Origin of the sequence: Luteimonas galliterrae (assembly GCF_023374055.1) — a bacterium.
Taxonomy (GTDB): Bacteria; Pseudomonadota; Gammaproteobacteria; order Xanthomonadales; family Xanthomonadaceae; genus Luteimonas_C; species Luteimonas_C galliterrae.
On record NZ_JAMBEP010000006.1, the window covers coordinates 90776 to 114196 of the forward strand.

Below are 23421 nucleotides of genomic sequence, written 5' to 3' on the forward strand. Positions count from 1 at the left end.
TTCTGACAAAAATCAACGGCTTGGGTCGATATCCGCTAACCGTATCAGGGAAGAGACTCGCTAGTTATGCCGGCCAGTCGACCCCTATATGTCTTATCGCGGTGAAACGACCCCTATAAAACCTGAAGTCGAACAGGTTCCCCGCCGGGGCTTGTTCGATGAAATTCGGGCCCGAATGCGGTTGAAGCACTACAGCCTTCGAACCGAAGCGGTGTATCTGGGCTGGATTCGCCGGTATATCCGGGCAAATGGCAGACGACATCCGCGCGATATGGGCAGTGTGGAGGTCGAGGCTTTTCTCTCACGATTGGCGACGGAGGGCGGGGCGTCGGCGAGTACACAGAACCAGGCATTGTCGGCGCTGCTGTTCCTGTATCGAGAAGTCTTGGGAATCAAGTTGCCATGGATGGAGAACGTGGTGCGCGCAAAACGGACCCGGCGTCTGCCGACCGTGCTTGCCCGGGGCGAGGTGGCCATGCTGCTGCGACAGCTGTCCGGCAGGGAATGGTTGATGGCGAGCTTGTTGTACGGCGGCGGTTTGCGCCTGATGGAGTGCCTGCGGCTTCGGATCAAGGATGTGGACGTTGTGCGCGGCGAAATTACGGTGCGCGAGGGCAAGGGCGCCAAAGATCGCAAAACGGTGTTGCCGGCCGCGCTGCGCGAACCGGTCAAGCGGCAGATCAATGCAACATTGGTCTTGCACGAAGCCGATCTGGCGCAAGGCTACGGCGAGGTGTCGCTGCCTGCGGCGCTTGCGCGGAAGTATCCGAATGCGGCGCGGCAGCCGGGATGGCAATACGTGTTTCCGGCGACAAGGCGCGGCATCGATCCGCGGGACGGTCGGGAAAAGCGTCACCACCTGGACGAAAAGGTACTCCAGCGCGCAGTGTCTGGCGCAGCAAGATGCGCGGGCATCTTGAAGCCGGTGGGGCCGCACACGCTACGTCATTGCTTCGCGACTCATTTGCTGGAGATGGGTGCCGATATCCGGACGATCCAGGAACTGCTCGGCCATAAAGATGTGAGCACGACGCAGATCTACACGCACGTGCTCGATCGCGGCGCCAGCGGCGTGGTCAGTCCTCTGGATCGCATCTGATCAGGAAAACGAAAGAAGCGGGATCAGAGACCATAAAACGGTTGCAACTCAGGTTTCCGATCAAAAGCTGATCTCATAGGACGTATAGAACGCTTTCCCAGCGGCTACCGGTAGCGTTGCAGTGCCCAGCTCTTGTTCGAAACACCGGGCCAGCGCGGATTCTCCGTTGCGCCAGGTGCGATCGGTGGCGCCGCCTTGGGCGACATGGGCGACGATGGTGAATGGCGGGGGCGTGCCCTTGATGGGCCCGCAGGTCGCGATGGCATCGTCGAGCGCTTTGCCCTGCGCCTCGACCAGTTCTGCCTTGTCGGTGGAACTGATCGCCGCCTCGTATTGGTCGGCGAACGATTTGGCCTGAGCGAAAGAAATATCCGCGGCGGCAAGTTGAGCCACAAACAACAGAAATCCGATCATGGGAATCTCTCCATTGGCCAACGCCCGAATCCGGATGGGAGGCTAAACCATCACGATTCTGCGGGTGCGGGTTCCGTTTCGGGCTCCGGCTTGGCCATCTCCGGACTCACCTTCTCGATCGTGTGTCGCAGTTCGCGGCCCAGCAGGATGCGCGCATCCTTGGCCCAGCCGGCCAGGCGTTCGTCGAAGGACAGCTTGCCGTTGGCGTCCGGCCAGACCAGCCGCATCTCGCGCAGCTTCTGGATGAAGCCGCGGAACAGGCTCTTGTCGAAGAACTCCGGCGCGGCCGGCGCGTACAGCAGCGACAGGCGTTGCGCGGCGAGCTGGCACAGGCTTTCCAGTTCGGCCGAACTCAGCGTGCCGGCGCCGTTCTTCACCAGCACCGAAATCGCGATGTAGTAACGCTCGAAAGCCTGCTGCAGCGCATGGCCGATCGCGCGCAGGCGGAACACTTCGTCGGACTGGCCGGCGTTGCGCGACAGGATGCCGCCGTCGTCGTCGTTGATCAGTTCGAGCAGGCCTTCGCGGACGAAAACGTCGATGGTGCGGTCGATGCGTCCGGCGAAGCCGTCCTCGTCCCAGGGCAGGAACAACTCGGCCTGCAGGAACGGATACAGGCTGCGGCCCAGCCGCTGCAGTTGCGCGCGGCTCATGCGCCGGTTGTGCTGGAAGCAGCACGCGATCCAGGCCGAAGCGGTGAACAGGTGCACCACGTTGTTGCGGAAATAGCTGAGCAGCACCGCGGTGTCGTCGTCGACGGCGAGCACGTCGCCCAGCGGGTGCGCGGTGCGCGACAGCACGGAAATCTCTTCGCCGTGGGCGACGATCTGCTCCGGCGTGTGCGGCGTGACGGTGACGCGGTCGGAGTAGGGCACTTCGGCCAGCAGCTTCTTCGACAGCGTGATCTGCGCCAACAGGTCGGCTTCGCCCATGGCGTGCTTGGGCGTGGACAGCAGCGCCAGCGCCAGCAGGTTGATCGGGTTCACGTCGGCGGCGCGGTTGGTGTTGACCTGGATCTGCTGCGCGATCGCATCGACCGTGTCCGACAGCCAGGCCGGCTTCTCCTCTTCGCCGACCGGCTGTCCGTTCCAGCCGGGCGCGTGCCGCTTGAGCATGTCGTCGAGCAGGATCGGTTCGCCGTAATTCACTACCACCTGGCCGTAGTTCTGGCGCAGCACTTTAGGGATGCCCCACAGCAGCGCCCAGATCGATTCCTTCTCTTTCGGCTTGCCGGTGAGCTCGTCGAGATAGCTGTTGCCTTCCATCAGCTTCTCGTAGCCGATGTAGACCGGCTGGAACAGCACCGGGCGCGTCGGTTGGCGCAAGAAGGCGCGCACCGTCATCGAAATCATGCCGCCCTTGGGCTGCAGCAAGCGGCCTGTGCGCGAGCGGCCGCCTTCGATGAAGTACTCCAATGAGTAACCGCCGGCGACCAGTTGCGCGACGTATTCGCTCAGCACGGCCGAATACAGCATGTTGCCGCGGATGCTGCGGCGGATGAAGAACGCGCCGCCCTTGCGCAGGATGGTGCCGATCACCGGCAGGTTGAGGTTGATGCCGGCGACGATGTGCGGCGGCACGATGCCGCGGTCGTACAGCAGGTACGACAGCAGCAGGTAATCCATGTGGCTGCGGTGCGAGGGCGTGTAGACCACTTCATGGCCCGGCGCGACTTCCTTCAGCCGTTCGAGGTGGTGCACCAGCACGCCGCGATAGATTCGGTTCCAGACGGTAGTGAGCAAGAAGCTCGCCGAACGCACCACCGGATGCGAATAGTCGGCGGCGATTTCCCAGGCGTAGGCGTGCGCTTTTTTCCACGCGTCGGCAGGTTTGCTGTTATCGCGCCGCGCCTGGTCGGCGATGGCTTCCTTCACCGGCTCCGAAGCGAGCACCTTGTCGACCAACAGGCGGCGCGTGGACAAGTCCGGCCCGATCACCGCTGCGCGGATGCGGCGGAAGTGGGTACGCAACACGCGCGAAAGTTTGCGCACGGTGCGTTCGGGCGGCAGGCCTTCCTCGACGATGCCGCGCAGCGACACCGGCGGCGAAAAACGCACCAGCGTGTTGCGGCCGTTGAGCAGGATCGCCAACAGGCGGCGGAAACGGCCGACCAGGGTCCAGTTTTCCGAGAACAGCACCGAGAACCAGCCGCTGTTCCGGTCCGGCGCGCGGCCGACGAAGATCGACACCGGCACCAGTTGCACGTCCAGTTCCGGATAGTCGCGATGCGCTTCGAGCAAGCGTGCCAGCGAACCGGAATGGGTCTTGCCCGGCGACGGGCCGGCCGGCGACAAGGCGCTGGCGTTGCGTCGCGACAGCGCCACGTAGGCGCGCTTGCGGCCGAGCGGATCGCCCGGCAACGGCTGCAGCGGAGACGGCAGGCCGGCTTCGCGGCAGGCGCGATCCAGGATCAGCGCGTTGGACAGGCCGTAGTCTTCCAGCACGTAGCAGACCGGGCGGCCGTCGGCGTATTGGCCGGGCGCTTCGGGTTCCAGGCTCAGCGCGATCCACGGGTCCAGCAGCCGGCCCAACAGGCGCGACCACCAGGGCCGGCCGGCCGGCTTGTTGGCTTTGCCGTATGGCGCGCGAACCCGCTCTGTGTCGCGGTTTGCGGGGGGTTCGGGCGCCGGGCCGTGGGTGTCCGGCTCGGGAAAAGGCAGGGGCGTTTGGTCAGGCATCGCCGACATTATGGCGAAGTCGGGTTCCGCACTGTTTCGGGGGTGGCGGGCTCAGCGTTTGTGGGAGGGGCTTGAGCGCCGGCTGCGTCCGTTGTCGGGGCTGAAGCCCCTCCCGCAACAGCGACGGCAGCCTCGGCGTGGCGCAGGTAATCGCTCAGGTACCAACGCCCCGCGCGGCGTTCGACATCGACGACGGTGTCGATGTCGGTTTCGCCAAGCGAGTAGCGCAGCCGGACGCGCGCGCGATCGCCGGTCTGCTGCTGCAGGCTCGCCTGCAGGCCGGATAGGCTGTCGTCGAGTTGCAGGCCGTAGATCTCCAACGCGCGTTTCGTCGTGGCCATGAACGGGCCGAGCCGACGCAGGCTTTCCTGCATGCCCGCTTTGCGGAAGTCGGCTTCGGAGGCGAGACCGGTGCGGCGCGCGGCGGTCGTCAATTGCGGAATCACCCGCCGCGCGCGCTGCGGATCGCCCAGCGGCGCGGTCAGGCCCCACTGGCTGACCGCCTGGATGAACTGCGCGTAGTGCTGGCGTTCGTCGTCGCTGTAGTCGCCTTCGCTGCGGATGTATTGCACGCCGAACAGGCCCAGCGACATCGCGGCGGCTTTCAGTTCGGCGTGGGCGCCGGAGAACTGGCGATCGAACACCTGCTGCAGTTTTTTCTCCGAACCGGGCGCGGACAGGGCGGCGAGCAGTTGCGGCAGACGTTCGTCGAAAGGCAATTCGGTCAACGGCCAGCGCGTGCGGCCTTCGCGCCAAGCCTGCTCGAGTTGCGGCTGCAGTGCCGGCGGCACGGCGTCGCGGGCGAAGGCTTCCAGATCGTTGTCGTGCAGGTGCTGGGTGAGCAGGCGCACGGCTTCGGCGGGCTTGGTGGCGCCGGCGGGCGTTGCGATGCCGTCATCGGACGAGGCGTCGCGCTTGCAGGCAGCCGTTGCGCCGACGACCAGCGCCATCAGCAGCAAACAGCAGATCGATCGATATCGCATGCGGCGGCTTCCCGGAGGGCGCTGGCGCGCATCTTGGGCACGACGCGGGGCTGGCGGCAAGTTCTGCCGTGCTTTAGTGAGAAGCGCGTCGCTCCGGTCCTGCGTACGGTCGTTACGCGAGCGGCCTTTATAGGGACGGCTTTTTAGGAACAGCTTCAGCCGCGAGCTCTTGACCTATGCTGTCATCCCGAGCGCAGCGAGGGATCTGCTTTGGCCGAGAGCAGATCCCTCGCTGTGCTCGGGATGACAATTGCTTTTTTGCTTGGGATGACTGCGAAGCCGAAGAGCTCGCGGCTGAAGCCGTTCCTACAAAAAGCCGCTAGAGATCACGCATCACCCAGCCACGCGGATGCTCGGCGTCGCTGATGTCCATCGCCGCCTGCGCCACTTCTTCCGGCGTGCGCCCGGCTTTCCAGGCCGCGGCGATCGCGGCCAGGCGTTCGCGGGTGGCGCGGGTGTAGGCGCCTTCCAATTCGTTCTGCGCGTCCGCGGCGAGTTTTTGCGGATACAACGTGCGCGCATCGTCGCTGCGGTTGAGCAGGGCGATCATCCGCGACAGCGCGGTGCGGAACGCGGCCGCGCCGAGCGTGCCGCGCTGGGTGCGTTGCAGGTGCCAGACGGTGAGGTATTCCACCGGGCCCAGCAATCGCCGCGGCGTGGCGCCGAAGAATTGTCCGGACAGCGTGCTGGCGGCCAGCGGTCCGGCGCTCTCCGGCAAGCGCGTCGCGCCCCACGAACTCAAGGCGCCGCCGGGCATGTCCATGCGGCGCAAGGCGGTGCCGAAAGTGTCGGCCAGCAGGCGTTGCGCGCGCTCATCGTCGCTTTCGGCGACCACGCCGAGCACGCGCAGGAACAGCGGATAGCGTTCTTCGCCCAGGCGCCTCACCAAGCGCTTGAGCACCGTGAGGCGGTATTCGGGGTCGCTGTGCGCGGCGAGCGCGGACACCAGCCTGTCCGCGGCGGCGCGCAGGGCCTCGGGCGAGGGCACGGGTTCGTTCAAGGTTTCAGCGCGTCGTCGGAGCGATGCGGCGATCGTAGCGCAGCAGAGCGGATCGAATCAGGCCGAAGGATCAGGCAAACGCAGCGATGACGGCATCGACGCCCTGATCGGCCGCGCTACCCAGATCCAGCGCGCCGAGCGCGTTCTCGAAAGCCATGTCTCCGGCCAGCGTACGGGCCCCATCCGGTACGCCATCCCAGGCGGCGGTGTTGAGCACCGCTTCGCCGGCATCGATCGCCGTTGCGTTATCCGCGAGCGGCGCCGCGGCAGGCGCTTCGGCGACTTCGGTGCCGCCTTGCGGGGTATCCAGCCCTTGCTGATGGCGCAGATCGTCCAGCGACACCTGTCCGCCCAGCGAGTCGAGGCTGGCGCGGTTGAGGGTCGGGTCGGGTGTGTTGATGCTGCTCATCGGGCTTGGACTACCAAGGGTTCCTGTCGGGCGGGCGCAGTGGCGGAGATGACGCAAATGTAACGCCGGGGCCGGGTTGCCGCTATCTCGGGCTAGCCCTAGGTCGCTGCGGCTCTTGTGGGAGCGGCTTCAGCCGCGAGCTCGTTCATTCAGGTTGCGGGCACGTATTCAGACCGTTGAGAGTGGGAAGAGCTCGCGGCTGAAGCCGTTCCCACAGCTGAACGAATCGTCCACAACGTCATGCTAGCCTGCGGTCCGACCCGTTCGGCAGGCCGCGGCATGGCATCGAAGGACAAGGGCGCCGACAAGACCGAGCAGCCCACCGCCAAAAAGCTCAGGGACGCGCGCAAGGAAGGCAACGTCAGCAAGAGCAAGGAGCTGACCAGCACCGTGCTGGTGCTGGGTTGGCTGGTCGGCGCGTGGCTGCTGATGGGCTTCATGTACGCGCGCATCACCGCGCTGTTCGAGCAGAGCCTGGCGGCGATCCAGATGCCGTTCAACGACGCCGTGCAAAGGCTCGCCCTGTCGGCGGTCGATGCGTTGCTATGGCTGACGCTGCCGCTGCTGGCCCTGGCGGTGTTCCTGGGCGTGGTGGTCGAATTCCTGCAAGTCGGACCGATCGGCACCTTCGCCAAAATCAAACCCGACCTGTCCAAGCTCAATCCGGTCGAGGGCATCAAGAAGATGTTTTCGATGGACAATCTGGTCGAGCTGGTCAAGTCGATCGCCAAGAGCGCGGCGCTTCTCTTCATCGGCTTCTTGGTGCTGCGCGGGCTGTTGCCGGAACTGATCCAGTTGCCGTACGCGCCGCCGGCGGCGATGGGCACCGCGATCTGGCAGGGCTTGATGCAGATCGGCATCTGGACGATCTTCGTGTTCTTCTTCGTCTCGGTGCTGGACGCCTCGTACCAGAAATTCTCGTACCTCAAGCAGCTGCGCATGAGCCGGCGCGACATCCGCCAGGAAGTGAAGGAGAACGAAGGTGACCCCTACATCAAGTCGCGCCGCCGCCAGCTGCATCAGGAATGGTCGCAGCAGAACATGCTCAATGCCGTGCGGGGGTCTAACGTCGTCGTGACCAATCCCACCCATATCGCGATCGCGCTGCAGTACGAACAGGGCGTCACCGACCTGCCGGTGGTCGTCGCCAAGGGCGAGGAGCATCTGGCCGAACTGATCAAGAAGACCGCCGAAGAATCGGGCGTCCCGATCCTGCAGAACATCGAGCTGGCGCGCGGGCTCAACGAAAAGGTCGAGCTGGACGATTACATCCACAATGAATTCTTCGAGGCTGTGGCGCAGGTGCTGCATTGGGCCGAGACCGTGCGCCGCGATCGCGGCGAGGAATAGCTTTGTAGGAGCGGCTTCAGCCGCGAGCTCTTGCCCAAGCTCAAGCGATCACGAGGGAAAGAGCTCGCGGCTGAAGCCGCTCCTACAGAAGCGCAGCCGCAGGCTACCCGCCGAAGGCGCGGCGCAGCGCGTCGAGCAGGCCGCTGTTGTCGGCCAGCCGCTTGAGCACGATTTCCACGTATACGCCCAGCATCAGCAGGATCATGCCGGTCGCCAGCCAGGCCTTGATCGGCAGCGTCAGCGCGAACACGTTGAGCTGCGGCGCGTAGCGGTTGACCAGGCCGAACGACAGGTCCACCAGCAGCAGCACCACCATCGCCGGCGCGGCCAGCACCAGCAACGCGGTCATCAGGAAACTGAACTGGCCGATGAAAAGATGCATGCCGCCGATATGCATGTTCGGGAAGTACGACGTCACCGGCCACAAGGTGTAGCTCGACAGCAGCAGGTCCAGGAACACCAGGAAGGCGCCGCTGGCCATGAACAGGAACGCCGCCAGCTGCGACAGGAACTGGCCGTGCAGCGAGGTCTGGTGGCCCTGCACCGGATCGAACACCTGCGCCATGCCCAGGCCGACCTGCGTATCGATCACGCTGCCGGCCGCGCCCAGCGCCCAGAACACGATGCCGAAGCACAGGCCGATCGAAATGCCCAGGAACAATTCCTTGAGCACCATCGGACCCCATTGGAAGGTGCCCATCATCTCGATCGGCGCGCCGGCCATCGCCACCGGTAGCGCCACGATCGCCAGGCTCACCAGAAAACTGTTGCGCACCATCGCAGGCATGTTTTCCGGCGTCAGCAGCGGCAGCATGATGAAGGCGCCGATGATGCGCGGCAGGGTCAGCCCCAGCGCCAGCATCGCATTGCCGACCGGGTCGAACGCGGTCATCCGCGGTGCACCAGGCCCGGGAAGTCGACGAAGATGCGGTCGGCGTAGGTGTACAGCGTGCCGCCGATCAGCGCGGCGGTGACGAACAAAGTGATCACGATCACCACGAACTTCACGGTGTAGGCGAAGGTCTGCTCCTGCAGCTGGGTGGCCGCCTGCAGAAAGGCCACCGCCAGGCCGACGATCGAGGCCGCCGCGATCGGCGGACCCGACAGGATCAGCGTCAGCCACAGGGCCTGTTTGGTCAGTTCGAGTACTTCGTTCATCGCAAAACGCCTTTTTTGTTGCTGTTGCCCCCTTTGGAAAAGGGGGCTACGGGGGATTTGCTCTTTTTGCTGTTGTAACTAACAAGGCAGAAATCAAAAGCAAATCCCCCTCGAGCCCCCTTTTTCAAAGGGGGAGGAACAGCGGATCAGCCGTAGGTGAGCACCAAGCCATGCACCAGCTTGGCCCAGCCGTCGATCAGCACGAACAGCAGCAATTTGAACGGCAGCGACACCGTGGTCGGCGACATCATCATCATGCCCAGCGCCAGCAGGATGTTGGCCACCACCAGATCGATGATCAGGAACGGCAGGAAGATCAGAAACCCGATCTGGAACGCGGCGGTCAGTTCGCTGACGGTGAACGCCGGCACCACCACGATGAAGTCGTCCACGGTCAGGTCGCCGCGACGCGCCGGCGGCAGCAGGCGCTGCGCGCTCTTCAGGAAGAAGTTGCGCTCGGCATTGCTGGAATGCTGGATCAGGAAGGTGCGCAGCGGTTCCTTGCCCGCCTCGACCAGCGCGAGCAGGCGTTCGGTATCCATCTTGCCGCCCTTGGGCAGTGGCGGCGGTTGCGAAGCCGTGGTCTCGCGCGGCGCAGCCTCGGCCGGGGCAGGCGCAGCCGCATCTTCGGCGGAAGACGGATCGCGCGGCGCCGACGGCGCCTGCGCGCGCGCTTCGGCTTCGGCGCGCAATGCGTCGGCGGCAGCGGGGCTGACCGGCGCGGTCACCGGTTGCGCGCCGATCGCGGTCTGCGTCGCTTCTGCCGGCGAGGCGGGCGGCGGCGTCGTGGTGGGCGCGGCGGTGCCCGCAGCCGCGGCTGCGGCCTTGGCCCGCGCCTGCGCGCGCGCATCGATCTGCGCCTGGATCGACGCAGGCATCGGCTTGCCTTCCATGCGCGCATTGATCGCCGCATGCGTGTCCAGCAATACCGGATACATCACGTAAATCGACAGGACGATCGCCAATCCGTTGATCACCACGTTGGGCGGCACCTGCTGCAGGCCCAGCGCATTGCGCAGCAGGCTGAGCACGACCACGATCTTGGTGAACGAGGTCACCATCACCGCGACGAAGGGCGCCAGCGCCAGGCTGACGACGGTGACGAGGACCAGCGCCGGGGAGAAGGTGCTGAAATCCATGCCTCAGCTCCAGGACAGCAGGCGCACGCCCAGCGTATCGCCGACCGCGACCATTTCGCCGCGGCCGGCGACGCGGCCGTTGGCGCGGATGGTGACGTTGGCGCCTTCCAGATGCGCGGGCAGCGCGAACACGTAACCCGGCTGCAGGTTGGCCAGCTCGCCGATGCTCAGTTGCACGCGGCCCAGATCGAATTCGACGTTCACGGGCAGGTTGTGCACGCTCGGCTGCGTTGCGGCCTCGGCTGCGGCGTCGCCGGCCTCGGCGTTGACTTCGTTGTCGTTCACGGGGGAATTCTCCTGCGGTGCTGAAAGGATTTGCGGCGCTCCGTCGATGCGCCAGCCGTCGGCGCCACCGGCCAGCGGCCAGCGGCGATCGGCGGCGTAGGCCTGCGGCGACGGCACGCGGCCGCGCGTGCCGACCACGATCACGTCGCCCGGGCGCAACGCGCGCCAATCGTCGTGGCGCAGCCGCGGACCGGCCAGGCGGATCGCGATCGGCGCGGGCAGTTGCCGCCAGCGCTCGAGATCGGGCGGGGGATCGTCGGCATAGACCTGTTCGGCGCGGTCCAGCAGGCGGTCGATCCACGAGCAGGGCAGACGCAGCGTGCCGAGCATGGCGCCGCGGCCGGCATCCTCGATCGAGAACGCGAGCCAGATATCCGGATCGCGCGCGACGGTTTGCGGGTCGCGTTCGTCGCCGCCTTCCACCGGCAGCAGCGATACGCCCAGCGCATCGCTGAGCCGGATCAGTTGCGCTTCGTGCGCCAGCGTCCAGGCCAGCAGGCGCGAACGGCCGCGGTAATCGCTCCATTGAAGATCGTCGCTGGGCTGCGCGCTGTCGGCTTGGTCCAGCCGCAGGCCGAGGCGCACGCCGTCGGCTTCCAATTCGATGGTTTCGCCGGCGGCGCCGGCATCGCCGTACGCGAAACGCAGCACGCCGCCGTCGCGCAACGGCCAGCGTTCCGGCGCGGCGAAGAAATAGCGCATCGTTTCCGCCTGCGCCGGCAGCAGCGACGGTATGCGGCCGCGCAATGCGGCGACTGTCGCGTCCGCGTGCGCGGGCCGGGATTTCGTCGCGGGTGCGCGAGCTTTCTTGCTGGCGGCTTCAACCATGTCCCAGGGCCACCTTCATCAGTTCGGGCAGCGAGCGTACACCGAGTTTGTTCATCATGTTCGAGCGATGCAGTTCCACGGTCTTGATGCTGATGCCGAGAATGTCGGCGATGATCTTGTTGGGCTTGCTGGCCACCACCAGGTCCAGCACCTGCCGTTCGCGCGGGCTCAGCTGGGCCAGGCGCCCGCCCTGCGCGCCGCCGGCGCTGTTGCGCGCGCTGGCGATCGCGGTGCGGATCGCATCGATCAGGGTGTCGTCGCCGAAGGGCTTCTCGATGAAATTGGACGCGCCCTTGCGCATCGCTTCCACCGCCAGCGGCACGTCGCCGTGCGCGGTCACGAACACCAGCGGCAAGGCGCAACCGCGGCGCTGCAGTTCGTCCTGCAACTGCAGGCCGCTCATCTGCGGCATGCGGATGTCCGAGACCAGGCACTCGGCCGCATCGCCGTGGCGTTCGCCCGTATAAGCGGCGATGAATTCCGCGCCGGACGCGTAGGCCAGCGTTTCGAAGCCGGCGGTCTGCAACAGCCAGGCGGTCGAGTCGCGGAAGCCGTCGTTGTCGTCGACCAGGTATACGCGGGTGTCCTGCATCGGTCGTCCTCTCCGTCGCGGCTCATGCGCGGCCCTGCGCGCGCGGCAGGGTGAAGCCGAATACGCTGCCGCCGCCGTCGCGCGGCTCGAAGAACAGGCGCCCTTCGTGGTACTCGATGATCGAGCGGCAGATCGCCAGGCCGATGCCCAGGCCGTCGGTCTTGGTGGTGAAGAACGGCGAGAACAGCTGGTCCTGGTCCTGCGCGCTCAAGCCCGGGCCGCGGTCGCAGACGCGCACTTCGATCTCGCCGTCCAGGTTGACCCGCCCTTCGACGCGCAGTTCGCGCCGCGCGGCCGGCACTTCGCGCATCGCCTCGATCGCGTTCTTGACCAGGTTGAGCAGCACCTGCTCGATCATCACGCGGTCGGCGTACACGGCCGGCAGCGCCGGCGCCAGCGCCAGGTCGATGCGCAGCTGCAGGCGCTCGGCTTCCAGCCGCAGCAGTTCCAGCACGGTGCCGGCGATCGCCGGCAATTCGTGCGCGTCGCGCCGCGGTTCGCGCGCGCGCACGAATTCGCGCACCCGCGAGATCACCGCACTGGCATGTTCGGCCTGCGCGCGCGCGGCCTGCAGCGCGCGCTCGACCTGCACCGGCCCGCCGGCCTGGTCGACCAGGCGCAGGCTGCCGTTGAGGTAGTTCACGATCGCCGCCAACGGCTGGTTGAGTTCGTGCGCCAGGGTCGCGGCCATTTCGCCGACCGACATCAGGCGCGAGGTGAACAGCAGTTTTTCCTGCTGGGTCTTGTGCGAGTCCAGGGTTTCGATGCGTTCGCTGATGTCGACCGCGGTCAGCAAGGCCAGCGCACGGCCGGCTTGTACGGTATCGCCCCAATGCAAGGCGTACCAGCGACCGTTGTGCGGCGCATGCACTTCGATCGGCTGCGCGTCGGCGGACCCGTCGCCGTGCAGGCCGCGCAGCAGCCGCTCGCGTTGGGTGTGTTCGGGCAGATCGCCGAACTCGTCCAGGAAGCGGCGGTTGGCCGCGACCAGCGCGCCGTCGTCGCGCGCATAGGCGGCGCAGGCGAAGGGCACCGCATCCAGCCATGCGGCGAACGATGCGGTATCCGGATCGCCGCCGCCCGGCGCAGGCTTCTGCCGCGGCGCACGCGTGCCGGCCGTCGCAGGTTTGTCCGCGACCGCCGCGCCGCCCGATGGCCGCGCTTCACGCATGGCGCGCACCGCGGAGCGCGCGCGCGGCCCTGCGCGAACGGATGAGCTTGCCCTTTGTCGACACCCTGTTACGGTAGCCGTGCGCCATGTCGGCGCCGTGACGTTTCCGGCCCGCCTGCCTATCGCATCCCTTCCTGTCGCATCCGTCTGCCATGACCTCTTCCCTCATTTTCCGCAGAATACTCCCGGCCGCCGCCTGCATCGCGTGGTCGGGGCTGGCTTGGTCGGCCGCCCCGGCCGCGGCGCCCGCCAAGTCTTCCTTCATCGGCGAACTGCTCGCCATCGTGTTGCCGTTGGCGGCAGTGATCGCGGCCCTGCTCGTGGTGCTGCGCCTGGCCCGGCGACGTTACGGGATCACCGGCCGCGATGCATCCTTGTCGATCGTGCAGGTGCTGCCGGTGGGGCCGCGTGAACGCATCGTACTGGTGCGCACCCGCGCCGGCCGCGTATTCGCGGTCGGCGTCAGCGCCCAATCCTTGAGCCTGATCACACAACTGCAGCCAGACGATATCGCACCATCGGCGCAGGATGTGAAGAATCCATCTGACCCTGCGCCGGTTTCAAGCGAACGTTTATTTCAGTAGCTCGCGTAATGCGCGCGTGAAGGAATTGGCTCCTGCCGCGCGGTCGTTACAGAATGTTGACAGCGAAGGCCGCGCGGATTCGCTCGCTCGTCGAAACGCTTTCATATGAAACAAATACAAAGATGAACGCTGCGCATCGCATCGGTGCGATGTAACGCGGCGTGTAAGCGAAACCGCAGCAATCCGCATGCTATGGTGACCTTCGAAACGGATGAGGTCAGCGCCATGCGACAGTTCTCCGAATCGGTGCGCAGCAGCGCATCCGGGGGAATCGCCATCTGGACCACCCGCATCGCATCGGCGAAGGCGCGCTGCGGGTTGCGTTCTGCGGCGCGCAAGGCATACTGCGTCGCCCGTCCCCCGACGGATAGTCAAACATGGAAGTAAGGCTCAAGCCCCTGCGCGACCTGTTCGGCGCGATGACCGCGGCGCCCGCAGGCGCCCCGCGGCGCCGTGGCGGATACAGCGACGTGGTGCTCGCTTTCGCCGCGGTCACGATCATCACCTTGATGATCCTGCCGCTGCCGATGGCGGTGATCGACACGCTGGTGGCCTTCAACATCGCGATCGGCTTCGGCCTGCTGCTGCTGGCCATCTACATCCCCACACCGGTGGCGTTCTCCAGTTTCCCCAGCGTGCTGCTGCTGACCACGCTGTTCCGGCTGTCGCTGTCGATCGCGATCACGCGCTCGATCCTGCTCGAAGCCGAGGCCGGCCACATCATCGACACCTTCGGCAACCTGGTCGCGGGCGGCAATCTCGTCGTCGGCCTGGTGGTGTTCCTGATCATCACCGTGGTCCAGTTCATCGTCGTCGCCAAGGGCGCCGAGCGCGTCGCCGAAGTCGCCGCGCGCTTCACCCTGGACGCGATGCCCGGCAAGCAGCTGTCGATCGATTCGGACCTGCGCTCGGGCCTGATCGACAAGGACGAAGCGCGCCGCAAGCGCCGCCTGCTGGAAGTGGAAAGCCAGTTGCACGGCAGCCTGGACGGCGCGATGAAGTTCGTGAAGGGCGACGCCATCGCCGGCATCGTCATCATCATCATCAACCTGCTCGGCGGCCTGGCGATCGGCGTCCTGCAGCGCGACATGTCGCTGGCCGATGCGACCCACACCTACAGCATCCTGACGATCGGCGACGGCCTGGTCTCGCAGATCCCGGCGATCCTGGCTGCGATCTCGGCCGGCCTGGTGGTGACGCGCACCGCCGGCGAAGAGAACGACCGCCATCTGGGCGAAGCGATCTCGCGGCAGATTTCCGGCGAGCCGCGGGTGATGCTGATCACCGGCATGCTGGCGCTGGCGATGGTGTTCGTGCCCGGTTTCCCGAAGATGGTGTTCGGCCTGCTCGGCCTGGCCCTGCTCGGTCTGTCGGCCTGGCGCTATCGCCACGGTTCGATGGTGTTGCGCCGCGCGTTCCGCGTGCCCGAAGGCGAACGGCCCACCGGCGAGAAAGTGGTCGAGACCGATGACCTGGCGCCGCCGGCGCCGTTGCAGCTGGACATCTCGCCGTCGCTGGCGGCGATGGTCGGCGACCTGCCGTTGCGCGAACGCATCGGCGGGATCGTGCAGCGGCTGCGCGAGGAATACGGCGTGCCCGTGCCGGTGCCGACGGTGCGCATCGAACCCAAGCTGCGCGAGCGCGGCGAATACCGGCTGAGCGCGTTCGGTGCGCGCATCGCGTTCGGACGCGTGCGCGACGACGCCTATTTCCGGCCTGCCCGTCCCGGCGACGGCAACGCGCCGCGCGCTGCCGGGTTCTTCCCGGCGCTGGCGGGCGAGTGGATCAAGGAGCCGGCCGCCGACGCGCAGGGCGCGCTCGACACCCTGGCCGAGCATTGCCGCAGCGCGCTGCAGCGCCGGCTGGGCAGCTTCATCGGCATCCAGGAAACCTCGCACCTGTTCAACCGCATGCAGCGCGACTATCCGGATCTGGTGAAGGAAATGTTGCGCGTGGTCGCGCCGCAGCGCGTGGCCGACGTGCTGCGCCGGCTGGCCGAAGAAGGCGTGCCGGTGCGCAACCTGCGCGATGCGTTCGAAGCCATCACCGACGTCGGCGGCCGCGAGAAGGACGTGGTGCTGCTGACCGAATACGTTCGCGTCGCATTGAAACGCGAGATCGCCGACCGCTATGCCGACGACGAACGCACCCTTCACGTGCTGATGATCCACCCGGAATTGGAAGACCGCCTGCGCCAGTCGGTGCGCGTGGCCGGTGGTGCCAGCCAGCTGGCGATATCGCCGGAGCTGGCGGCGCGGCTGGGCGGCGAGGTCCGTTCGCAGCTGGCGCGGCAGCCCGAGACCGTGCGTCCTGTCTTGTTATGTTCACTCGATGTGCGCAGGCATCTGCGCAAGCTGATGGAAATCGATTTCTTCGATCTGCCCGTGCTGTCCTACCAGGAGCTCGCCCCCGATCTCCGCATCATGCAGGCCGGCCAGATCAACGCCTGAGGTAATCCCCCATGACCCAGAGCCCACCGACCCACCCGAAATCCTCCGCCAAGAAATCGAAAGCCAAGCGCGCTTCCGGAACCGCCGCCGCCGCTACCGCCGCGGCTGCGGGCAATGAAGGCGCCGGCTACGCGCTGCGCATCCTGTCCGGGCTGCATATCGGCGCCAGCCGGCCGTTGGCCGAGAAAGAGATGATCCTGGTCGGCAGCGGCGAGGATTGCGACATCGTCCTGTCCGACCAGGGTGTGGCGCCGCACCATGCGCTGATCGGCCTGCTCGGCGGCAGCCTGTCCGTTCGCGCGCTGGACGCGCCGCTGCGCGTCGGCGGGCAGCCGCTGCATCCGGGCGACCCGGTCGCGCTGGCCAGCTTGCAGCGCATCGAACTCGGGCAGGCCGCGTTGGCGGTCGGCAATGCCGACGATCCGGCCTGGCAATCCATGCTGCCGGCCTACGACGGCTCGCGTCCGGCACCCGCGCCGGCGCCATACATGAAGCGGCTGCCGGCCGTGGCGGCGTTCGCGGTGCTGTCGCTGATGTCGGTGGCGATCCTGGCCGCGGTCGTACCCAAGCGCGACCAGGCGCCGCAGGCCAGCGATGCGCTCACCCGGCTGATTCCGGAATTCTCGATCGCCGACGGACGAGTCGCGAAGGATGCCAACGGCATCGCGGTGCTGTCCGGCACGGTCAGGGACGCGGCCACCCGCGACCGCATCCGCGAAAAGATCAAGAGCGAAGGCCTCAGCGCCAGCCTGAGCCTGCGCACCGGCGACGACATCGCCTTCGACGTGCGCGAGATCCTGCGTGCCGAAGGTTTCGCCACCCGCACCCAGTACCTGGGCAACGGCGATGTCGAGGTCACCGGCAATTTCGCCGACGGCAATGCGCTAAAGGAAGCCGCGCTCGGGCGCGCGATGCGCGACGTGAAAGGCGTGCGGCGCATCATCCCGCGCAATTACGATCCGATCGATCCCTTCCAGCCCGCCGCGCAGCAGGTCGCCCATCAGAAAGCGGCCGAACAGAAACCGGCGGTGAGCCTGGTGTCGATCGTGCGCGGCAAGGAGCCGCATGTGCTCGGCTCGGACGGCAGCAAGTTCGGCATGGGCGAAAAGTTGCCGGACGGCTCGACCCTGATCGGCATCACCAGCGAAGGCGCGACCGCGCTCGACGCCGAAGGCAAGCTGCAGCGCGTGCAACTGGCGCCGCCTCCGGCACCGGCCGGCACCGAGGCGACCACGGTCGCGGTCGGCGTCGACGCCAAGACCGCACCCGCCGCGGCGCCGGCTTCCGCGACGCCCGCTGCGAAAGCGGCGGCGTCGACGAACGCCGTCGCCAAACCTGCGGCGCCCGCCGCCGCCGCCGTCGCCGCTCCGGCGCAGCCGCAAACCGTCGCCAAGGCCAAACCGCAACCGGCGCAGCGCATGTGAGGGCTGTGCGGCCGCAAATTTTTAGAGTCAGAAAGTCAGCAAGCGTCGTAGGGTTCCATAACGTTCACGGTAGTTCGGCGGCAATAGCCGCGCTCACTCAAGGAGAAGCGTCATGAGCAATGCCAACGTCAGCGGTCATCTGCTGAACACTTACATCACCGACGTCAATGCGGTCGGCGTCACCGGCAACCGGCGCGGCGGCGGCGTATCCGGCGGCAGCGCCAACAGCTGGTACGAAGCCATGGCGCGGGCATGGGGCAGCACCCTGGATGCCCAGGCCGCGCGCATCACCGAGCTGTCCGACCAGGTCAGCGGCGGCCAGGATCAGCCCTCGGTCATGATCACGCTGACGTCCGAGAGCCTGCGCATGCAGTTCATGTCCAACAACGCGGCCACCTCGCAGAACGCGGTCGGCCAGGCGCTGGAAACGCTCGGCAAGCGGCAGTAATACGCCGGGGCTGAAGCATCGTGCGTGCCGGGCCGAATCGCCCGGCTACGGACGATCCAGCATCGGATCATCGGACAGCAAGGAGACCGACATGATCGAAGCCATACAAGTCGCCGCCATGGACGCCGCGCAAGCCTCGCCCGCCGCGCGTCCGGCGCAATCGCCGCAGGCCTCTGCCTTCGACGTGCGCGATTTCGCAGCCGCGCTCGAACGCACCGGCGGCGCACCGCAAGCCGGCGCGCCGCAGCAGGTGATCGCCAGCGTCGCCGCGCCGCCTTCCGAGGGTACGCGGGCCGTGCTGGCTGCGCTGGAACACCTCAACGGCGGCGCCGACAACATCAATGCGATGTCGCAGACCATGACCGCCAACAGCGCCGACCTGACGCCCGGCGAAATGATGCAGATGACGATGCGTTGCCATCAGTTCCTGTTCCAGGCCGAGCTGACCTCGAACGTGGCCAACCGCACGTCGGACGGCATCCAGCAGCTGTTCCGTCAGCAGTCGTAACGGGGGAAATGGGCATGAATAGGGCGATGGCCTTCAAACCGCTGCGTCTGATGTTGCTGGCGGCGCTGGCCTGCCTGTTGCTGGCCGGCTGCAGCGGCGCGCCGCTGTACAGCGACCTGGACGAGCAGCAGGCCAACGAAGTGACCGCCGCGCTGCAGGCGGCGGGCATCGGCGCCAGCAAGGCGCCGTCGCCCAGCAAGCAGGGTTGGGAAGTACGCGTGGGCCGCAACGAATTCCCGCAGGCCATGCAGGTGCTGTACGACCGCGGCCTGCCGCGGGCGCGTTATGCCTCGATGTGCGAAGTCTTCAAGAAGGAAGGCTTCGCCTCGTCCGCGATCGAGGAGCGCGCGCGCTACCAGTGCAGCCTGGAGCAGGAAATCGCGCACACCCTGTCGCGGATTCCCGGCGTCGTCGACGCGCGCGTGCACATCGCCTTGCCCGAGCGCGATCCGCTCGGCGGCGACAGCAAGGTGTCTTCGGCCTCGGTGATGATCTTCGAGCGTCCCGGCGCGGACCTCAGCAACGCCGAAACCGCGATCAAGGTGACAGTGAAGGACGGCGTGCAGGGCCTGGACGACGTCAACAAGGTGACGGTCAAGTTCATTCCGATGACCGCGCCCACCGGCGTCGACGTCAAGCCGCGCCAGACCGGCATCACGCCGGCCCTGTCGGCGATCGGTCCGCTGGGCATCGGCATCGCCGTCGGCGTCGTCGTGCTGATCGCGTTGCTGCTGGCCCTGCTCGGCCGCCTGCGCAGCCGGGCCGCCGCAGCGCAGGCCGCGGCGCAGCCGCGCGGCGTTTGGAACGGGTGATCGGCGCATGGCCTTGCAGGCGCTGCTGGCCGAAGTCGATCCGAGCTGGTACGACGGGCTCGAGCCCGAGCTGCTGTCGCGCGCGCAGGACAGCCGCTTGGGCCGCCGACTGCTCGCGCGTTGGCTCGCCGACGGCGCAGCGGCGGCGCTGCTGGCGCCGGCGCCCGGCGGGCCTTACGGCATCGTCGAACGCTGGCCCCGCGCCAGCGTGGCTGCGCTGACGCGCGACCTGGGCGCATTGGCGTACGCGCCGGCGATACGCGCGGAGGTGCGGCGCGAACCGGTGCGCCGGCTCAAGCAGGCGCTGGGCAACAGCTATCTGCTGGCGCTGGACAACACGGTATGGAACGGGCGCGTGGATCCGGCCGTCGCCAAGCGTTTGGCCGCGTCGATCGAACAGGCGCTCGCCGAAGACGCGAGCGACGCCGCGCTCTATGCCTTGCTCGATCGCCAGGGCCGCGCCGAACTGGACGCATGGTCCGCCGGCCACGAACGGGCGCTGGGCGAATGGGCGCGGCTGTTGCAGCCCAACGATGCGGCGCGCGACGCCGCGCACCTGCCCGAGAAACCTTTCCTGCGCGTCTACACGCACCATAAATCGCGCCGCGAAGCGCAGTAAGCGCCCGCGGCATCATCGGAAAACCTGATGCCAGCAGAATCCGCCGTCAAATCCGCTCCCGCGAAATCCGCCGCCGGCCGCGGCGCCGTGGCGGTGTTCGAACGCAAGCAGTTCGAGCGCGCGCTGGCCGCATCGGTCGTGCCGGCGCAGGATTGGCAGCGCCTGGAAGACCTCGATCAGCTGATCGCGCGCGTCAACGCGTTGTACGAACGCGCAGAGGCCGAAATCGGCCAGGCGCGCGAACAGGGCCATGCCGCGGGTTATGCCGAAGGCTTCGCCAAGGCGCAGCAGCAGATGGCGGTGCAGCTGGCCGCGCTCAACGAACGCCGCGCCCGCGTGCTGGGCGAGGCCGGCGGCCGCGTCGCCGAACTCGCCTGCGCGATCGTCGCGCGCATCGCGCCGGGCTTCGATCCCAGCGAGGTGATGCCGCCGCTGGTGATGCGCGCCGTGGAGGCCGCGCAAGCCGAACAGTTCCTGCTGATCCGCGTGCATCCGGCCGTCCGCGACAAAGTGCAGGCCGGTCTGGGCGCGGTGCGGCAGGCGCATCCCGCGGTCGGCGTGATCGAGTTGGTCGACGACGAGAGCCTGGATGCGTTGAGCTGCGTCGTGGTGTCCGAAGCCGGCGAAGTGCGCGCCGGCATCGCCCAGCAGATCGAAGCGATCCGCGCCGCGCTGGCCGGCGCCAACGTTCCGATGCCGGCGGCCTCATGACCGGACCGCAGACGCTAGGCGGCCTGGACCTGGATGCGGCGAAAGCCGCGCCCGACGATCCGTTGCTGGACGCGCTCGGCGCGATCCACGGCATCGAGCGCGTCGGCCGCGTCGCCGAAGCCTACGGCACGCTGATCCGAGCCACGGGATTGAAAGCGACCATCGGCGAGTTGTGCGAACTGCGCAATCCGCGCGGCGTCGGCGATCCGGATTTCAAGCTCGCCGCCGAAGTGGTCGGCGTGTCGCGCCAGCACACCTTGCTCACGCCGCTGGGCGCGCTGGACGGCATTTCCCACACCACCGAAGTGATCGGCACCGGCCGCCAGGCCGCGGTGCGCGCCGGCAACGGCCTGCTCGGCCGCATCGTCGATGCGCATGGCGAGCCGATCGACGGCAAAGGCCCGCTCGGCGCGACTGTCGATGCGCCGATCTACGCCGCTTCGCCCAATCCGCTTTCGCGCAAGCTGATCGACCGGCCGTTCTCCACCGGCGTGCGCGCCATCGATGCGACCATGACCACCGGCGTCGGCCAGCGCGTCGGCGTGTTCGCCGTCGCCGGCGGCGGCAAGAGCACCTTGCTCGGCATGCTGGCGCGCGGCGGCGAGGCCGACGTCAACGTGATCGCGCTGGTCGGCGAGCGCGGCCGCGAAGTCAACGAATTCATCCACGACAACCTGGGCGCGCAAGGCCTGGCCAAATCCGTGATCGTGGTCGCCACCTCGGACCGCCCCGCGCTGGAACGCAGCCGCGCGGCCTGGGTCGCGACCGCTATCGCCGAGCATTTCCGCGACCGCGGCAAGCGCGTGCTGCTGCTGCTCGACTCGGTGACGCGCTTCGCGCGCGCGCTGCGCGACGTCGGCCTGGCGGTGGGCGAGCCGCCGGCCCGGCGCGGCTATCCGCCGTCGGTGTTCAGCGCGCTGCCGCGCCTGTTCGAACGCGCCGGCAACAACGAGCGCGGCTCTATCACCGCCTTCTACACCGTGCTGGCCGAGGACGAGGACGGCGGCGATCCGATCGTCGAAGAAGTGCGTTCGATCCTGGACGGCCACATCGTGCTGTCGCGCAAGCTCGCCGCCGCCTACCACTATCCGGCCATCGACGTGCTGACCAGCCTCAGCCGCACCATGCCGCGCGTGGTCGACACCGCCCACCAGCGCGCCGCCGGCAAGCTGCGCAAGGTGCTGGCCAAATACCAGGACATCGAACTGCTGCTGCAACTGGGCGAGTACAAGCGCGGCACCGATCCGGAAGCCGACCTGGCGATCGAGAAGATCGGCCCGGTGCGCACCCTGCTGCAGCAGCCCGCCGAGGAGCTGGTGCCGTTCGCGCAATCCGCCGAGGCGTTGCGGAAGCTGTTCGCATGAAGATCCGAGATTTGGGACTGGAGATTCGGGATTCGGCAAAGCCGTCCGGCGGCCGCGTATTCGTTCCTCGCTTTTCCGGATCTCCAATCCCCAATTCCGAATCCCGTCCTATATGAAGCGCTATCCGCTGCACACGCTGATCAAGCTGCGCGAACACCGCACGGCGGCCGCGCGCCAGTTGCTGCTGGAACGGCAGCGCGCCGTGCAGGCCTGCCGCGACGCCTGCCTGGTGATCGAAGGCGAGATCATCGCGCTGCAATTCGAGCGCGGCGAACAGCGCAAGCGCCTGCTCGATCCGCCCGGCGCCGGCATACCGTGGCCGAGCGCGCTGGCGCAGCGCGAAGCGCATATCGAACTGCTCGGCGAACAGGCCGAGGCCGCGCGCCAACGGCTGTTCAAGGCCCAGGAAAAACTGCGCGAGGCGGAACTCGCGCTGGCCGAAGCGCGAGTCGCCTTCTTCCGCGCCAAGGCACGCCAGGACGCGCTCGAAAAGCGCCGTGACGTATGGCGCGGCGAACAGTTCGCGCTGGACGCGCGGCGCGAGGAGCGCGCCACCGACGATTTGCTGCAGGCAAGGCATCAGGCGCCCGCCTGACCGAATGAGGAGAATGCGATGAGCATCGAACGCAACCGGTCTTCCGAATCCACCGACGCCGCGCGCATCCGCGAACAGGCCGACCGCCTGCCGGGCGAGCAGCGCCTGCCGCCGAAGCCGGAAACCGTCGACCAGTTCCGCGCGGCGATGGAGCAGGCGCGCGAAGGCGATCCCCGGCAGAAAGGCCTGGATACGTACGCGCAGGCCCAAGCGCAGGCGCGCGCTGGCGACGCGCAGAAGCAGGAACGCTACGCGGGCGACACCGCAGCGCGCGCCAAGGTCATGTCCGATAATGTCGAAGACAAGGCACGACGGCGCGGCGACGACATGGGGACTTCGGCGTCGTCGCTGCAGTCCGCCGATTCTTCGGCGATGTTCCAGGCGCAGATGGCGATGCGCGAAGGCGCGCAGCAACCGACGGCCGCGCAAGCGCCGCCGCCCGCGGCCAATCCGCAGGCGTTGGCCGAATTGATCGAACGCCATGTGCGCCAGCTCGCGGTGGGCGAGGCCGCAGGGCGCGACAGCGACGGCCAGGTATTCTTGCGCATGGCCGATGCCACGCTGCCGGGCACCGATCTCCTGCTCAGCCGCACCGCCGACGGCTGGACGCTGCGCGCAGACGTGCGCTCGCGCAGCAGCTTCGATGCGATCCGCGAAGCCGCGCCGGAACTGACGAAGCGTTTCGCCGAACGCAACCTCGGCATCTTGAGCATCGATCCGCATTTCCACGCCTGAGCGGTTTGCTGTTCTTCCCCCTTTGAAAAAGGGGGATCGAGGGGGATTTGCTTTTGATCTTCGAT

The 23421-nt window shown here is 67.2% G+C and carries 25 protein-coding genes; 13 read left to right on the top strand and 12 right to left on the bottom strand.

The window, feature by feature from the left end; all coding sequences use genetic code 11:
* The first annotated feature begins 88 nt into the window (after positions 1-88).
* Positions 89-1099 carry an integron integrase gene (locus M2650_RS16090; protein WP_283254836.1) on the top strand — a complete coding sequence of 337 codons (1011 nt, stop codon included), beginning with the start codon at positions 89-91 and terminating at the stop codon, positions 1097-1099.
* A gap of 60 nt (positions 1100-1159) precedes the next feature.
* On the opposite strand, the gene M2650_RS16095 is transcribed toward M2650_RS16090, so the two are convergent.
* The 5 genes from M2650_RS16095 to M2650_RS16115 all read right to left on the bottom strand — a co-directional run bounded on the left by M2650_RS16095 (position 1160) and on the right by M2650_RS16115 (position 6583).
* Positions 1160-1513 (bottom strand): hypothetical protein, encoded by a 354-nt coding sequence (locus M2650_RS16095; RefSeq protein WP_249476185.1) that lies wholly within the window; start codon positions 1511-1513, stop codon positions 1160-1162.
* Positions 1514-1563: 50 nt separating this feature from the next.
* Entirely contained in the window at positions 1564-4200 is a 2637-nt protein-coding gene (gene plsB, locus M2650_RS16100; protein ID WP_249476186.1) for a glycerol-3-phosphate 1-O-acyltransferase PlsB, read from the bottom strand.
* Positions 4200-5174, bottom strand: coding sequence for a hypothetical protein (locus tag M2650_RS16105; RefSeq protein ID WP_249476187.1), 975 nt, complete (start codon positions 5172-5174; stop codon positions 4200-4202). The genes plsB and M2650_RS16105 overlap by 1 nt, the downstream gene beginning before the upstream one ends.
* Before the next feature lie 319 nt (positions 5175-5493).
* Positions 5494-6174, bottom strand: a complete 681-nt coding sequence (locus M2650_RS16110) for a hypothetical protein (protein WP_249476189.1) — start codon at positions 6172-6174, stop codon at positions 5494-5496.
* Between the two features lie 70 nt (positions 6175-6244).
* A complete protein-coding gene (locus tag M2650_RS16115) occupies positions 6245-6583 on the bottom strand; it encodes a hypothetical protein (RefSeq protein ID WP_249476190.1) in 339 nt (112 codons plus the stop codon).
* A gap of 279 nt (positions 6584-6862) precedes the next feature.
* Here M2650_RS16115 and sctU point away from each other — a divergent pair, with 279 nt between their 5' ends.
* Positions 6863-7933, top strand: coding sequence for a type III secretion system export apparatus subunit SctU (sctU, locus tag M2650_RS16120; protein WP_249476192.1), 1071 nt, complete (start codon positions 6863-6865; stop codon positions 7931-7933).
* A gap of 103 nt (positions 7934-8036) precedes the next feature.
* Here sctU and sctT read toward each other — a convergent pair whose 3' ends face one another.
* The 6 genes from sctT to M2650_RS16160 form a co-directional block, all read right to left on the bottom strand.
* Complete coding sequence (gene sctT, locus M2650_RS16125) at positions 8037-8825, bottom strand: type III secretion system export apparatus subunit SctT (RefSeq protein ID WP_249476194.1); 789 nt, start codon at positions 8823-8825, stop codon at positions 8037-8039.
* Positions 8822-9091, bottom strand: a complete 270-nt coding sequence (sctS, locus tag M2650_RS16130) for a type III secretion system export apparatus subunit SctS (RefSeq protein WP_249476195.1) — start codon at positions 9089-9091, stop codon at positions 8822-8824. The genes sctT and sctS overlap by 4 nt, the downstream gene beginning before the upstream one ends.
* Positions 9092-9237: 146 nt before the next feature.
* Complete coding sequence (locus tag M2650_RS16475; protein ID WP_283254837.1) at positions 9238-10230, bottom strand: EscR/YscR/HrcR family type III secretion system export apparatus protein; 993 nt, start codon at positions 10228-10230, stop codon at positions 9238-9240.
* A 3-nt stretch (positions 10231-10233) separates the two neighbouring features.
* Positions 10234-11343: a type III secretion system cytoplasmic ring protein SctQ gene (gene sctQ / locus M2650_RS16145; RefSeq protein ID WP_249476197.1), complete on the bottom strand. Its 1110-nt coding sequence runs from the start codon at positions 11341-11343 to the stop codon at positions 10234-10236.
* Positions 11336-11935, bottom strand: a complete 600-nt coding sequence (locus M2650_RS16480; RefSeq protein WP_283254838.1) for a response regulator transcription factor — start codon at positions 11933-11935, stop codon at positions 11336-11338. Before M2650_RS16480 ends, sctQ begins: the two co-directional genes overlap by 8 nt.
* A gap of 22 nt (positions 11936-11957) precedes the next feature.
* Positions 11958-13106: a sensor histidine kinase gene (locus M2650_RS16160; RefSeq protein ID WP_249476198.1), complete on the bottom strand. Its 1149-nt coding sequence runs from the start codon at positions 13104-13106 to the stop codon at positions 11958-11960.
* A 152-nt stretch (positions 13107-13258) separates the two neighbouring features.
* On the opposite strand from M2650_RS16160, the gene M2650_RS16165 reads away from it, so the two are divergent.
* Positions 13259-13690, top strand: coding sequence for a FliO/MopB family protein (locus M2650_RS16165; RefSeq protein WP_249476199.1), 432 nt, complete (start codon positions 13259-13261; stop codon positions 13688-13690).
* A gap of 101 nt (positions 13691-13791) precedes the next feature.
* On the opposite strand, the gene M2650_RS16170 is transcribed toward M2650_RS16165, so the two are convergent.
* The gene (locus M2650_RS16170) at positions 13792-14028 is read right to left on the bottom strand and encodes a hypothetical protein (protein ID WP_249476200.1); all 237 of its coding nucleotides are present in this window, start codon (positions 14026-14028) and stop codon (positions 13792-13794) included.
* 39 nt (positions 14029-14067) lie between these two features.
* Between M2650_RS16170 and sctV the strand changes: the two genes are divergently transcribed.
* The 10 genes from sctV to M2650_RS16220 all read left to right on the top strand — a co-directional run bounded on the left by sctV (position 14068) and on the right by M2650_RS16220 (position 23356).
* Entirely contained in the window at positions 14068-16140 is a 2073-nt protein-coding gene (gene sctV, locus M2650_RS16175) for a type III secretion system export apparatus subunit SctV (protein ID WP_249476202.1), read from the top strand.
* Positions 16141-16151: 11 nt separating this feature from the next.
* Complete coding sequence (locus M2650_RS16180) at positions 16152-17564, top strand: FHA domain-containing protein (protein WP_249476205.1); 1413 nt, start codon at positions 16152-16154, stop codon at positions 17562-17564.
* Between the two features lie 112 nt (positions 17565-17676).
* A complete protein-coding gene (locus M2650_RS16185) occupies positions 17677-18012 on the top strand; it encodes a hypothetical protein (protein ID WP_249476207.1) in 336 nt (111 codons plus the stop codon).
* A 91-nt stretch (positions 18013-18103) separates the two neighbouring features.
* A complete protein-coding gene (locus M2650_RS16190) occupies positions 18104-18520 on the top strand; it encodes a hypothetical protein (protein ID WP_249476209.1) in 417 nt (138 codons plus the stop codon).
* 14 nt (positions 18521-18534) lie between these two features.
* Entirely contained in the window at positions 18535-19332 is a 798-nt protein-coding gene (sctJ, locus tag M2650_RS16195; protein ID WP_249476210.1) for a type III secretion system inner membrane ring lipoprotein SctJ, read from the top strand.
* A gap of 7 nt (positions 19333-19339) precedes the next feature.
* Positions 19340-19951: a hypothetical protein gene (locus M2650_RS16200; RefSeq protein ID WP_249476211.1), complete on the top strand. Its 612-nt coding sequence runs from the start codon at positions 19340-19342 to the stop codon at positions 19949-19951.
* A gap of 27 nt (positions 19952-19978) precedes the next feature.
* Positions 19979-20662 carry a FliH/SctL family protein gene (locus M2650_RS16205; protein ID WP_249476212.1) on the top strand — a complete coding sequence of 228 codons (684 nt, stop codon included), beginning with the start codon at positions 19979-19981 and terminating at the stop codon, positions 20660-20662.
* Positions 20659-22026 (top strand): FliI/YscN family ATPase, encoded by a 1368-nt coding sequence (locus M2650_RS16210; protein WP_249476213.1) that lies wholly within the window; start codon positions 20659-20661, stop codon positions 22024-22026. Before M2650_RS16205 ends, M2650_RS16210 begins: the two co-directional genes overlap by 4 nt.
* Positions 22027-22138: 112 nt before the next feature.
* Complete coding sequence (locus tag M2650_RS16215) at positions 22139-22621, top strand: hypothetical protein (protein WP_249476214.1); 483 nt, start codon at positions 22139-22141, stop codon at positions 22619-22621.
* Between the two features lie 18 nt (positions 22622-22639).
* Entirely contained in the window at positions 22640-23356 is a 717-nt protein-coding gene (locus M2650_RS16220; protein ID WP_249476216.1) for a hypothetical protein, read from the top strand.
* Positions 23357-23421: the final 65 nt, after the last annotated feature.

Excerpts from the sequence above, each read along its gene's own strand:
- M2650_RS16090 (WP_283254836.1), top strand. The coding sequence starts at position 89 with ATGTCTTATCGCGGTGAAACGACCCCTATAAAACCTGAAGTCGAACAG.
- M2650_RS16215 (WP_249476214.1), top strand. The coding sequence starts at position 22,139 with ATGAAGCGCTATCCGCTGCACACGCTGATCAAGCTGCGCGAACACCGC.
- M2650_RS16165 (WP_249476199.1), top strand. The coding sequence starts at position 13,259 with ATGACCTCTTCCCTCATTTTCCGCAGAATACTCCCGGCCGCCGCCTGC.
- M2650_RS16160 (WP_249476198.1), bottom strand. The coding sequence starts at position 13,106 with ATGCGTGAAGCGCGGCCATCGGGCGGCGCGGCGGTCGCGGACAAACCT.
- sctJ (WP_249476210.1), top strand. The coding sequence starts at position 18,535 with ATGAATAGGGCGATGGCCTTCAAACCGCTGCGTCTGATGTTGCTGGCG.
- sctV (WP_249476202.1), top strand. The coding sequence starts at position 14,068 with ATGGAAGTAAGGCTCAAGCCCCTGCGCGACCTGTTCGGCGCGATGACC.
- M2650_RS16095 (WP_249476185.1), bottom strand. The coding sequence starts at position 1,513 with ATGATCGGATTTCTGTTGTTTGTGGCTCAACTTGCCGCCGCGGATATT.
- M2650_RS16220 (WP_249476216.1), top strand. The coding sequence starts at position 22,640 with ATGAGCATCGAACGCAACCGGTCTTCCGAATCCACCGACGCCGCGCGC.
- M2650_RS16210 (WP_249476213.1), top strand. The coding sequence starts at position 20,659 with ATGACCGGACCGCAGACGCTAGGCGGCCTGGACCTGGATGCGGCGAAA.
- M2650_RS16105 (WP_249476187.1), bottom strand. The coding sequence starts at position 5,174 with ATGCGATATCGATCGATCTGCTGTTTGCTGCTGATGGCGCTGGTCGTC.
- M2650_RS16115 (WP_249476190.1), bottom strand. The coding sequence starts at position 6,583 with ATGAGCAGCATCAACACACCCGACCCGACCCTCAACCGCGCCAGCCTC.
- sctQ (WP_249476197.1), bottom strand. The coding sequence starts at position 11,343 with ATGGTTGAAGCCGCCAGCAAGAAAGCTCGCGCACCCGCGACGAAATCC.
- sctU (WP_249476192.1), top strand. The coding sequence starts at position 6,863 with ATGGCATCGAAGGACAAGGGCGCCGACAAGACCGAGCAGCCCACCGCC.
- M2650_RS16200 (WP_249476211.1), top strand. The coding sequence starts at position 19,340 with ATGGCCTTGCAGGCGCTGCTGGCCGAAGTCGATCCGAGCTGGTACGAC.
- sctS (WP_249476195.1), bottom strand. The coding sequence starts at position 9,091 with ATGAACGAAGTACTCGAACTGACCAAACAGGCCCTGTGGCTGACGCTG.
- M2650_RS16185 (WP_249476207.1), top strand. The coding sequence starts at position 17,677 with ATGAGCAATGCCAACGTCAGCGGTCATCTGCTGAACACTTACATCACC.
- plsB (WP_249476186.1), bottom strand. The coding sequence starts at position 4,200 with ATGTCGGCGATGCCTGACCAAACGCCCCTGCCTTTTCCCGAGCCGGAC.
- M2650_RS16475 (WP_283254837.1), bottom strand. The coding sequence starts at position 10,230 with ATGGATTTCAGCACCTTCTCCCCGGCGCTGGTCCTCGTCACCGTCGTC.
- M2650_RS16205 (WP_249476212.1), top strand. The coding sequence starts at position 19,979 with ATGCCAGCAGAATCCGCCGTCAAATCCGCTCCCGCGAAATCCGCCGCC.
- sctT (WP_249476194.1), bottom strand. The coding sequence starts at position 8,825 with ATGACCGCGTTCGACCCGGTCGGCAATGCGATGCTGGCGCTGGGGCTG.
- M2650_RS16180 (WP_249476205.1), top strand. The coding sequence starts at position 16,152 with ATGACCCAGAGCCCACCGACCCACCCGAAATCCTCCGCCAAGAAATCG.
- M2650_RS16190 (WP_249476209.1), top strand. The coding sequence starts at position 18,104 with ATGATCGAAGCCATACAAGTCGCCGCCATGGACGCCGCGCAAGCCTCG.
- M2650_RS16480 (WP_283254838.1), bottom strand. The coding sequence starts at position 11,935 with ATGCAGGACACCCGCGTATACCTGGTCGACGACAACGACGGCTTCCGC.